Origin of the sequence: Acinetobacter sp. TYF_19, assembly GCF_043105125.1 — a bacterium.
Classification (GTDB): Bacteria; Pseudomonadota; Gammaproteobacteria; order Pseudomonadales; family Moraxellaceae; genus Acinetobacter; species Acinetobacter johnsonii.
Genome location: NZ_JBICLH010000089.1, coordinates 20,080 through 32,077, shown reverse-complemented (window position 1 = coordinate 32,077; position 11,998 = coordinate 20,080). Strand labels below are relative to the sequence as shown.

Sequence of the window (11,998 nt, the reverse complement as noted above, 5' to 3'; positions counted from 1 at the left end):
GCGGAGACTGTTACGATAATGCACCGATTGAAAGCTTTTGGGGAATACTGAAAAATGAGTTAGTGCATCATTACAACTATCAAACCAGAGAAGAAGCCAAAGCAGATATTATAAAATACATTGAATTATTTTATAATCATCGAAGAATTCAAAAGGGTTTGGGTTTTAAGACACCAAATCAAATGGCCGAAGACTTTTATAAGTTGGCTGCCTAGAATCTCCCAAGGGAAAGTCTCCTGATAATTCAGCGTATATCAACGTTTTGGCAAGACACTATGGAAAAAATGGTCAGACTATTATTGCCGGAGTCTGGTCGAAACCAAGATGCATTCCATCAAATGATTAGGCGATAAACTCAGTGCTAGGAACTTTCAAAGCCAAGTCAATGAGGTACATGCCCGTATAACCATTTTAAATAAATTTACAGAATTAGGCCGACCTCATACCCAAGTTTTCACTTAAATTTGAGGCGCCTAGGAGAGCTTTGCCTTTAAAAGCTTTATGCAACAAAGCTGTTTGATAACTATTTTTTTGAAATTTTTATTTTTCTTAGATTGGCCTCGCTAATGAACTCATTTTTCAGTACTAAGATTTTAAGCAACATAGAATATATAGCATTTGACACTTCGGACAAAATGTTGAACTTTGTAATCAATGTCTAATTAAGAATTTGAAAAAAATACTGAAAAATATTTATATTATTGTTTTTGTTAAATAAAAATTATTGGCACACAGTTTGCTATCTACATGACATAACCAATTGATCAACCTAAAAGGTGAAACCTATGTCAGATGTAATCGAGCAAGCTAAAACTGTAAAAACTCATCTTAAACCGATTGACCGTGATGGCTTAATGGCCTTTGCTGAAAAAGGCCGTAATAACCCACAGAGCATGGGCGGAAATAAGGTACATACCATCATGCAAGGCATGTATCGAAGCTTAAGTTATGTAGGAAACCATCAACCTGTTGTGGTGGATGAGCCATTACATTTATTTGGTGAAGATACCGCACCAGCACCAGGTGAAATTGTACTTTCTGGTTTGGGGGGGTGTTTAGCTGTTGGTATTACAGCTGTAGCGACATGGAAACGTATCCCATTAAGCAAGCTAGAAATTTTCTTAGAAGCAGATATTGGTAATCCTGCTGCTTGGGGTGCAGGTGGTGCATTAAAAGCGCCTGAAGAAATGGGCTTCCAAGCGATTCGAGTCAAAGTGTTAATTGAGGGGGATGCAACACGTGAAGAATTGGATGAAATTGTGAAACATGCCAATTTCTACTCACCAGTTGCCAATTCTATGCGTAATCCTATCGCATTTAGTATCAGTTTAATGGGTGAATAAATAGAATTTATCTAAGCCTTTATTTTCACTTTTTATAAAATTTTAGGAAAAAATGATGATTACAAATCGAAATCAGGTCACAGAACAAATTATCTCAGCCAAAGTCATGAAAGGTTTAAAGTGGTCTGACGTTGCAGAGCAACTTGGCTTATCAAAAGAGTGGGTGACATCAGGTTGTCTAGGCCAAATGGCTTTTGATAAAGCACAAGCTGAAAAATTGGGCGAAATATTTGATCTGTCTGATGAAGCGGTGGCATGGCTACAAATTGTCCCTTACAAAGGGTCATTACCTACAGCTGTTCCAACCGATCCACTGATTTACCGTTGGTATGAAGTAGTTAGTGTTTACGGTTCAACCATTAAAGAACTAATTCATGAAGAATTTGGTGACGGGATCATGAGTGCGATTGATTTTAGTATGGATATCCAGCGTGAAAGCAATCCAAATGGTGACCGTGTCAATGTCGTCCTCTCAGGCAAATTCTTGCCATATAAGAGTTACTAATTCTATTACGACTAAAGGCTCATGCATGAGCCTTTAGATATTTTCTATCACAACGTTAATTTTTGGGAGAAAATCTCATGGGATTATCCATTTGGCATATTTTGGTCTTGCTGATTGTACTGATTTTGGTGTTTGGTACTTCACGTATTAAAACTCTTGGTCGTGATTTAGGTACTGCAATGAAAGATTTTCGGCACAGTATCAATGATGATTCCGCCATGATCGGCAATTCTCAGGATGACTTAAAGCAGAATCACAAAACAACTCAAGTTGCACAGGACAAGTAGTCAGTGCAATGGAGAACATGATGTGCTGATTTAAGGAGGGATAGCTATGCTTAATGTAAGCATCACAGAATTCATTGTGTTTGTCATTCTAGCAATTTTAATTCTGGGTCCAGAAAAGCTACCATTTGTTTTGGTAAAAGCGCGTTCTTTTTATAAAAAGACAAAGTATGTTTTTGACAGCAATATTTATGATTTAGAAGCACAAATCGAAAAATATTGTAGTCCTATAGAATTGTCCCGAAAGCAATATATTTACCTTGACCCAATTGCATTTTCTCCTTATCACAGTCTGTTCATTCAGCAGCTATTTCAGATCCGTTCGAGTCAATTATGTACTATTGGCTTAATCCATCAATTACATAGTCATGCATTGCAGCAGGAAATTTGGGCAGCGAAAACACAACAAAATTTGCAGCATAACGCTTCAAAGCAGCACTTGCAGGAGGTAGCTTAAATGAAAAAATCATATGTACTTGCTGAACCTGATACTGCAATTTTACCAATAACAGGACACATTCGTGCTTTAAGAAAATGTTTGATTCAAATGCTTGGTTTTGTAATGTTGTTGGTGCTTGGATTATTACCTTTTCACAAAACTATATATGAGTGGATTTCCCAACCCCTAATTGAACAATTACCTAATCAAAGTCAGATGATTGCAACCACGGTTACAGGAACATTTGTTGCGCCGCTTCAACTCATTTTATTTGTCAGTGTATTAATCAGCTTGCCAATATTGGTGTATTGCCTGTGGAACTTTATTAAACCGGGCCTTAAACATATTGAACGGAGACTGGTATTGCCGTTATTTTTATGTGCGATTGGTTTATTTTATCTAGGGGCGAGCGGGGCATATTATTTTGTTTTACCGACAGCACTCCATTTTTTTATGAGTATTAGTCCTGATAGTGTATTACCAATGACGGATATTCAAAGCTATCTTCAATTTTGTTTGAGTTTATTTTTTATCTTTGGAATGATCTTTGAAATTCCGATTTTAATTTTTTTACTTTCTATCAATCAAATCGTATCAGTCCATGTCTGGAAGCAACAACGTCGCTTGGTTATTGTGGGCTGTTTTTTTGTAGCAATGTTTATTACACCACCCGATGCACTGAGCATGATTATGCTTGCGGTTCCTATGTATTTGCTCTTTGAAATTGGTTTAGCAGTTTCACAGTTATATTTAAATACAAAACGTATAGAGATCAATTAAACATACACTTTAGAGTTAGTTAGAATTTCAGTTTAGTTGCCATCAAAGTAGAATTCAAATCATCTCTTAATCCAGTTAGTCTGTAGTTGTATAATGCTTCTTTGTGCTCATTAAATGAGCATAATTGTTGTTTTTTCAAAATTTTAGTTGATAAGAATCTCCAGTTGGTACAGGTTTTGCTGAAGCAATCCCTAAATATTAATATGGAATTAGAAGGGATACGTTTAACATGAGCAATAACGTTAACGAAGTGACCCAGCTCAATACGGAAACAGCCTATTGGCGTACCCAGGAAATGTTGCTTTTACAACAAGTGACATCTTTGGCTAGTAAGCAACTAAATACCCAAATTGTATTTAGAGAAATCCTTCATCTTATGTCTGAATTATTGGGACTAAATCGTGGTCGTATTATCTTATTAGAAGACAATAAAAAATTTGGTAGCATAAAATATGCCTATGGTTTAACGCGTCAAGAAGTTGAACGTGGTCGCTATGCGCTAGGTGAGGGGATCACAGGTAGTGTTTTAGAGATGGGACAAACCATTATTGTTCAAAACATCGATGAGGATCATAATTTTTTAGCGCGTAGTGTTAAGCGTGAAAATCTGCCTCAGGAAATAGTCTCTTTTTATGCTTTGCCTATTCAGGTGGATTCTAAAACTGTGGGGGTCTTGGCTTGTCATCGTATTCGGTTGAGAAGGCGGATGATGAATGATGATTTAACGATCTTAAAAATCTTGACCACTATGATTAGCCAGATTTTGTATATGTATCAGCATATTGAAGACAAAACCAGTGCGTTGGCATTACAAAATGATTGGTTAAAAAAAATGTTCCATTCGGACAGTACACGTTATGGTATTGTTGGAAAATCCCCCCAAGTTCTCAAAGCTATCACCACGATCGAACAGGTTTCACAAGCCAATGCGAGCGTTCTCTTATTGGGGGAATCTGGTACTGGCAAAGAGTTATTCGCACGTGCGCTACATCTGGCAAGTCCACGCCGAGAAGAACCGTTCATCAAAGTTAACTGTGCTGCAATTCCTGAGAACTTATTTGAATCTGAATTATTTGGTCATGAGAAGGGAGCATTTACTGGCGCAGTCGGTATGCGAGCTGGTTTTTTTGAACAGGCCAATGGTGGGACAATTTTCCTTGATGAGATTGGGGAAATGCCGATGCCGATGCAAACCAAACTGCTGAGAACTCTACAAGAAGGCACTTTAACGCGTCTGGGAGGAAAGTCTGAAATTAAAATCAGTGTTCGAGTCGTAGCAGCTACTAACAGGGATTTGGCGCATGAAGTTAATATAGGTAACTTTAGACAGGATTTATTCTATCGACTCAATGTAATTCCAATTCAACTGCCTTCTTTAGCTGAACGCCGTAGTGATATTCCTTTACTGGCAATGTATTTTTTAAATAAAACGAATCAGAACAATCAGAAAAATCTGCATTTAAATCAAAGTGCATTGGATCAGTTACAACAGCATACTTGGCCTGGGAATATTCGAGAACTTTCTAATTTTATTGAACGTCTGGTTTTACTTAGTGATAAGTCGATTGTAAGTTCAGAAGATATTCAATTTTTCTTAACTCAAAATAAGGCAGAGAATATTCACCTTCCGAGCAGACGACATCATCTCGCACCTATAGCATCGGCTGCATTTCATATGCCATATCCAGCTGAAATGCCAAATAATTTTTCAATTCGTCCCTATGCAAAAGCAGATTCACATGAGATTAATGAATTGATGACTGCTTTGGAGCGCGCGGGTGGAAATAAAACGCGAGCTGCGCAATTGTTAGGAATGACACCACGGCAGTTTAGTTATCGTCTGGGTAAAATGAACGAACAATCCAATTGAGTTTGTTCGTTTGTACAAAATGTCAGACATTGTAAATAATGTTTGACAAAATAAAGAACTATAAAATTTTTTAAGAAATTAAATTATTGAAAATTAATAATAAAAAATAATTTTAATGCTTGGCACAATGGTTGCAATCCTTATGGCATAGAGCCGTTAAATGATTTAAACGAGCAGTGAATCATCTACTCCATGATTGATCACATTGCTTTAAATCTGATAAGAGAAGGAATAACCAAATGACCAGTTTAAATATTCACATCGAACAACATCCGCATGCCGATCAATTCTTAACGAAAATTAAATCTGTCATCCAAGAAAAACTGTTACCTAAAGTTCAAAGCATTGATGAGGGCTATTATCCTTTAGATGTCATGCAAGCATTGGCTCAAACAGGGGCTTTATCGGCACATTTAAACATGTACGGTAGTCGTTATGATCTGGCGCTTTTAGCGATGCATGAAGTTGGAAAAACTTGTGGCTCAACTGCATTTTTAATGTGGTGCCATATGGTCTGCGGCTTATATATGCAAGAGTCAAATAATCCTGCGTTGATTGCACGTTTAAAAGATCATTCTGAAGGAAATAGCTTTGGAGGAACTGCACTTTCCAATCCAATGAAAGCATTTGCGGGCATTGAAAAAATGGTCTTTAAGGCAAAAAAAGTGGGTGATGGTTATGAGGTGTCTGGCACTTTACCTTGGGTGAGTCATATTCAATACGGTCAGTATTGTGGCGCAATCGCTATGGTAGAACCTCTCAATGACCAACAAGAGCCATATGAAATTATGTTCATCCTTGATCTGGATGAACGGGTCAAATTAAGTCAGTGTCCTGAATTCTCGGGAATGGAAGGTACTAGCACTTGGAGAATTAATCTAGATAGCTATTTTGTGTCACCCGATCAATTAATAGCTGTGCCAGCAAAACCTTTCATTCAAAAAGTGAAACAAGCCTTCGTTTTACTTCAGGCGGGGATGGCAAGTGGCTTGGTTGCTGGAAGTATCGATTCTATTTTAGAAGTTCGTCAGCCTTTAGGTCATGTGAATCAATATTTAGAGGATTCAGCGGAACAATTACAACTCGAACTCGATAGTCTTTTGTCACGGGTAATGAGTTTGGCTAAACAGCCACTTACAGCCCCAGCAGAAGCATTTTTAGATGTTTTGGACGCACGTGCTGAAGGAGCATCATTAGCCTTACGGGCGACACAATCTGCATTACTGCATCAAGGTGCCAGAGGATATTTAAAAACGGCCGCTCCACAACGTCGCATTCGAGAAGCCCATTTTGTTGCGATTGTCACCCCTGCTATTAAACATTTGCGCTGGGAAATGCAACGACTGCTTAAAGAGGAGTTACCAGCATGAAAAACACTCAAACAACAGCAATCGAATGGAAAAAATATATCTGTCGAGCATGTGGTCTGATTTATGACGAGGCCCTAGGCGATCCAGATAGTGGTCTAGTTGCTGGTACGCGTTTTGAGGATATTCCTGATGACTGGGAGTGCCCTTTATGCGGTGTAACCAAACTGGATTTTGAACCCTATGTGGCACTTGATTACACATCAATCTCAGCCGATAGCAGTCCATTTATTAAAAATTCAGCAGAGCAAATTATTATTGTGGGTGCTGGCTTAGCCGGTTGGTCTGCTGCTGAAAATATACGTCGCCTGGATTTAAATAGACCAATTACAATTATCAGTGCGTGTGAGGCTAATGTTTATCATAAGCCTGAGCTTTCTGTTGCATTTTCCCGCCAGCGCACCCCCGATCAGTTAGTGAAAGAAAGTGCGATTGATAAAGCTAAACGACTAAATGTTCAATTGGTAACACATTGCTTTGTAACAGGAATCAATGTGCAAGCAAAAATGATTCGCACCACACGTGGTATGTTTTCTTATCACAAATTGATTCTTGCTCAAGGCGCACAGTCTTTTCTTCCCGCGCCATTTTCCCCAAAGACTTGCTGGCGTATCAATAACTTAAATCACTGGAAGGCGCTTTCAAACCGACTTAACTCTGAGGCGAGTATTGCATTGGTCGGGGCAGGAATGATTGGGTGTGAACTTGCAGAGGATTTAGCCAGTTCGGGACATCGCGTGCATTTGATTGAACGTAATGCATATCCATTATCCACTTTATTGCCGACATGTGCTGGTCAGAAACTTGTCGGAGAGCAGGAGAAAATTGGTATCCAGTTCTATGGTAATACCCAAGTTAAAAGAATTGAGGAAAAGGGCAGTAAAAAAGTTTTGTATTTAGATCATGGTGAGACATTAACAGTTGATTTAATTATTGTTTCACTGGGCCTGAGAACCGATTCAAGATTGGCTAAACAAGTGGGTTTAGCCTTTGAAAATGGCTATGTGGTTGACCCTATGACATTACAGACAAGCCAACCTGATATTTATGCACTAGGTGATTGTATCAGTTTAAATGGTTCGCCTTGTCGTTTCATTGAGCCGATTGCTAAACAAGCTCAAGCCATTTCACATCATATTTTAGAGAAAGAGCATACAGGCTATCAACACAGCATACCGTTGATCAAACTTAAAACCAAAACGGTTTTTATTGAAATCCAAGGTTCACCAAAAACTGATCTGCCTTGGGAAAGTATTGAAGATCACACAGGGATGTTGCATATGCAACAACGCCATCAAACAACGATCACAGCCGAATTTAAAATGGCTCATAAATAGGGAGTACGCATATGGAACATCATAACCGTTATCGCCCCTATGCCTCAGACTCAACATTGGGTAGATGTCAATGTGGTCAACATTCATCGGAGGCAGAGCATCAGCTTGCGCTTCAAGTAACCGAATCAGCGATTGAGCAGAACTCACATGATTTTGTTGAAGCTGCATTGATGAAAGCAATTTTTCCGAAAGAAGTAACACGAAGACAATTTCTAAAAACGGTTGGTGCTGGTACGGCTTTAGCTGCGATCAGTTCAATACTTCCTATTCAATCCTTACAAGCCATGGCTTTAGAAAAACGACCTTTGGAGAAAAAAACGCTGGATGTTGGATTTATTCCAATTACCTGTGCCACACCTTTAATCATGGCGCATCCAATGGGACTTTATAAGGAGCAAGGTCTAAATGTGCAACTTCAAAAGGTCGCAGGGTGGGCTTTGGTGCGCGACCGAATGCTGAACAATGAACTGGATGCCTCACACTTTCTGGCACCGATGCCTATTTTTATTAGTATGGGGATTGGTTCAAGTGCTCAGCCTATGCGAGTGGCATCAGTTCAGAACACCAATGGTCAAAGTATTACTTTGGCATTAAAGCACAAAAATAACCGTGACCCAAAAAACTGGAAAGGTTTCCGTTTTGCAATTCCCTATGAGCAGTCCATGCACAACTTTCTGTTGCGTTACTACTTGGCTGAGCATGGTTTAAATCCAGACCGAGATATTCAGATTCGAGTGACGCCACCCGCGGAAATGATTGCAAATTTACGAGCTGGAAACATTGATGGATTCTTGGGCCCTGACCCATTTAATCAACGTGCTGTTTATGAAGAAGTGGGGTTTATTCATATTTTATCTAAAGACATTTGGGATGGTCATCCATGTTGTGCATTTGGAACATCTCAAGCCTTTATTCAGCAAAACCCGAATACCTTTGCCGCATTGTATCGCACAATCTTGAAGTCAGCGAATTTGGCGAATCAGCCAGAAAATTTGATGAACATCTCTAAGGTGATTTCAAAACCAAATTATCTCAATCAACCTGAAATTGTGGTCCGGCAGACATTAACAGGCCGTTTTGCAGATGGTTTGGGTAATGTAATTTACCAACCGAATCGTGCAGGGTTCGATCCAATGCCATGGGATTCGATGGCGATTTGGATCTTAACCCAAATGAAGCGTTGGGGTTATCTCAAAGCAAACGTGAATTATCAAGATATTGCCAAGCAGATTTTCCTAATGACAGATGCTGAAAAGCAAATGAAAGAATTGGGTGTATTCCATCCAAACGAATATCAAAAGAGAAAAAAAATTATTGTGATGGGGAAGGTTTTTGATCCAACCCAGCCCGATGCCTATATCAATAGTTTCAAAATCAAACGCACATCATAGGAGTACTGCACATGTCCTTGAAATTAAAGTCAGCGGTTTTATCCTGTTTTCTCATGTTATCACTTCTGATGGTGTGGCAAATCGCAACAATGCCAAAACCAAAGACAGGTATGACCAGTGAACAAACTGAATATGCAAAGTTGATGGGAAAAATTCCAGATGAATATGGAAATGTCAAAGCCAATAATGGCATGCCGACACCCAATCAGTTTGTTGATATCACTATTAATCAGCTCAAAGATCCATTTTATGACAATGGTCCAAATGACAAAGGTATTGGTATCCAGTTGATGCATTCTCTGGGCCGTGTAGCGATTGGTTTTTTACTTGCGGTAATGGTTGCGATACCTGTGGGTTTCTTGATTGGTAATTCTCCTTTGCTATACAAAGTTCTTGATCCATTTATTCAGATTTTAAAACCGATTTCTCCTTTAGCTTGGATGCCGATTGCACTTTATACCATCAAAGATTCAACGACTTCTGCCATTTTTGTGATTTTCATTTGCTCACTGTGGCCGATGCTGATTAATACCGCTTTTGGTGTAGCAGCTGTACGTAAAGATTGGCTCAATGTGGCGCGAGTTCTAGAAGTGAATCCACTTCGTAAAGCTTTCTTGGTAGTTTTACCCGCTGCTGCACCTACCATCATTACTGGTATGCGAATTTCAATGGGGATTGCATGGCTCGTGATTGTTGCTGCTGAGATGTTAGTAGGGGGTACAGGTATTGGTTACTTTGTATGGAATCAATGGAATAACCTATCAATTGGCAATGTCGTGTTTGCAGTCTTTCTAATTGGTTTAATTGGGATGTTACTCGACATGATGTTTGGACAACTGCAAAAGAAAGTGACTTATGTAGAATAAATCGGAGAATAAGATGAATACACCTTTTATCAAAGTCGAAGGATTAGCAAAACGCTACCGTGAAGATCAACCTGCTGTATTTGAACATATTAACTTTAGCATTATGCCAGGTGAGTTTGTTTGTGTAATTGGTCATTCAGGTTGTGGCAAAAGTACAATTTTAAACGTGATTGCAGGTTTGGAAGAGGCCAGTGAAGGCGTTGCTATTATGGCAGGTAAGGAGATTAAGGGGCCAAGTCTAGATCGTGGCATAGTCTTTCAAAACCATGCTTTGTTGCCTTGGCTCTCAGTTGAAGAAAATGTGTGTTTTGCAATTAAATCACGTTACCCAGACTGGTCCAAACAGAAGACTCTAGAACACGCATCTAAATTTTTAGATTTGGTTGGACTCAAAAATGTAGGCAAGAAAAAGCCGAGTGAGCTTTCAGGTGGAATGAAACAACGTGTAGGCATCGCACGGGCATTTTCAGTAGAACCTAAGATGTTGCTGATGGATGAGCCATTTGGTGCTTTGGATGCGTTAACACGAGGTGTGATTCAAGACGAGCTACTCAAAATCTGTGAAATGACTAAACAAACAGTCTTTATGATTACTCATGACATTGATGAAGCCATTTTACTGGCAGATAAAATCATGTTAATGAGTAATGGACCTCAAGCCTGTGTAGCTGAAATTGTGGTGAATACTTTACCTCGTGATCGAAGTCGTGAAACGATGCACCATGACCCTCAATACTATCAGATCCGTAACCATCTGATTGACTTTTTAGTAAGACGTTCCAAAGAAGTGAAAAAAGATCTTATTCCAATTGATGCTGAACCTTTACATGTTCATCCTGGCCTAAAAGCCAGAGATGTCAGTGATGAGAAAAGTTCAATTGGACAGGTTCAGCAAATGAAGGAACAACCTGTATAACCTTTTAGGCATCCACGTGTGACATTGAGAGTATGTTGATGCCTGAATCTTTAATTTCATTCGTTTCTAATGGAAATTAATGGAGGTGGCCATGCTTACAGTCATTTTTGGTCTGTTTGTTGGAATTTTACTAGGCTTAACAGGGGGCGGTGGGGGCATCGTTGCACTTCCTATTCTCATGATGGGGTTAGGATATAGCTTTGAAGAGGCAAAGCCCATCGCTCTGTTAGCGATTGCTTTATCTGCAAGTTGGGCTGCAGTTCAGGGACTCAATAAGGGTATCGTTCGCTATCGAGCTGCCTTGTATATGGCTGTGATTGGTTTTTGCTTAGTTCCCCTAGGTTTGTTGCTGGCAAACTATATTCCTTTAACGCTAAGTTTGACAGGATTTGTCTGTTTTCTATTTTATTCAGCCATTCAGCTTTGGAGAAAAGCCAGTTCATCAACGAAAGCAACCAGCATGCTATCAAGTGCGCCATGTCTGGTTAACTCTGAAACTCATCGCCTCAATTGGACATATCTCTGTTTTAAGAAACTCGGATTTTTAGGCGGTAGTTCAGGTTTATTGAGTGGCTTATTGGGTATTGGGGGAGGGATTATTATAGTTCCTGGAATGACAGCGAGTAGCGATATAAAACTGCATAGTATTATTGCAACATCCTTGATGGTGGTTGCTTTGGTTTCAATATCTACAATCAGCATCATGGCTTATCAAGGCATGCATATACCTGCAACGAGTTACCCTTTTATTGTGATGTCGATCCTAGGGCTTATTCTGGGAAGATGGGTAATTAATTATATTCCTCAACCCATTTTACAGCGTATTTGTGCAGCAATTATGTTGTGTACAGCATGCATCATGACGAGTCAGTTGATTGCAAAATAAATTTTAAAATTAAT

Annotated in this window: 13 protein-coding genes and 1 pseudogene; all 14 read left to right on the top strand. The window is 39.2% G+C overall.

From position 1 onward, the window contains the following. On the top strand, positions 1-215 hold a 215-nt coding region (locus ACF8FD_RS16220), incomplete at its 5' end, for an IS3 family transposase (protein ID WP_032042818.1). A 40-nt stretch (positions 216-255) separates the two neighbouring features. Then, positions 256-462, top strand: a pseudogene (locus tag ACF8FD_RS16215) (IS5/IS1182 family transposase); the annotation flags it as partial. 323 nt (positions 463-785) lie between these two features. Next, complete coding sequence (locus ACF8FD_RS16210) at positions 786-1,343, top strand: OsmC family protein (RefSeq protein WP_004762872.1); 558 nt, start codon at positions 786-788, stop codon at positions 1,341-1,343. Positions 1,344-1,398: 55 nt separating this feature from the next. Beyond that, entirely contained in the window at positions 1,399-1,848 is a 450-nt protein-coding gene (gene cynS, locus ACF8FD_RS16205) for a cyanase (protein WP_004762871.1), read from the top strand. A gap of 77 nt (positions 1,849-1,925) precedes the next feature. Then, positions 1,926-2,135, top strand: coding sequence for a twin-arginine translocase TatA/TatE family subunit (gene tatA, locus ACF8FD_RS16200; protein ID WP_004762869.1), 210 nt, complete (start codon positions 1,926-1,928; stop codon positions 2,133-2,135). A 46-nt stretch (positions 2,136-2,181) separates the two neighbouring features. After that, positions 2,182-2,589, top strand: a complete 408-nt coding sequence (locus tag ACF8FD_RS16195; RefSeq protein ID WP_005001549.1) for a twin-arginine translocase TatA/TatE family subunit — start codon at positions 2,182-2,184, stop codon at positions 2,587-2,589. Continuing rightward, positions 2,590-3,351 (top strand): twin-arginine translocase subunit TatC, encoded by a 762-nt coding sequence (gene tatC / locus ACF8FD_RS16190; RefSeq protein ID WP_004762866.1) that lies wholly within the window; start codon positions 2,590-2,592, stop codon positions 3,349-3,351. Positions 3,352-3,580: 229 nt separating this feature from the next. Beyond that, positions 3,581-5,221, top strand: a complete 1,641-nt coding sequence (locus tag ACF8FD_RS16185; RefSeq protein WP_004762984.1) for a sigma-54-dependent Fis family transcriptional regulator — start codon at positions 3,581-3,583, stop codon at positions 5,219-5,221. 239 nt (positions 5,222-5,460) lie between these two features. Further along, positions 5,461-6,591 (top strand): acyl-CoA dehydrogenase family protein, encoded by a 1,131-nt coding sequence (locus ACF8FD_RS16180; RefSeq protein WP_004762981.1) that lies wholly within the window; start codon positions 5,461-5,463, stop codon positions 6,589-6,591. Further along, entirely contained in the window at positions 6,588-7,925 is a 1,338-nt protein-coding gene (locus tag ACF8FD_RS16175) for an FAD-dependent oxidoreductase (protein WP_004762979.1), read from the top strand. The genes ACF8FD_RS16180 and ACF8FD_RS16175 overlap by 4 nt, the downstream gene beginning before the upstream one ends. Before the next feature lie 11 nt (positions 7,926-7,936). Beyond that, positions 7,937-9,316 carry an ABC transporter substrate-binding protein gene (locus ACF8FD_RS16170; RefSeq protein WP_004762978.1) on the top strand — a complete coding sequence of 460 codons (1,380 nt, stop codon included), beginning with the start codon at positions 7,937-7,939 and terminating at the stop codon, positions 9,314-9,316. 11 nt (positions 9,317-9,327) lie between these two features. Then, complete coding sequence (ntrB, locus tag ACF8FD_RS16165) at positions 9,328-10,182, top strand: nitrate ABC transporter permease (RefSeq protein ID WP_004762976.1); 855 nt, start codon at positions 9,328-9,330, stop codon at positions 10,180-10,182. 13 nt (positions 10,183-10,195) lie between these two features. After that, positions 10,196-11,098 (top strand): ABC transporter ATP-binding protein, encoded by a 903-nt coding sequence (locus ACF8FD_RS16160; RefSeq protein WP_004762974.1) that lies wholly within the window; start codon positions 10,196-10,198, stop codon positions 11,096-11,098. A gap of 91 nt (positions 11,099-11,189) precedes the next feature. Beyond that, positions 11,190-11,984 (top strand): sulfite exporter TauE/SafE family protein, encoded by a 795-nt coding sequence (locus ACF8FD_RS16155; RefSeq protein ID WP_004762972.1) that lies wholly within the window; start codon positions 11,190-11,192, stop codon positions 11,982-11,984. Positions 11,985-11,998 lie beyond the last annotated feature (14 nt).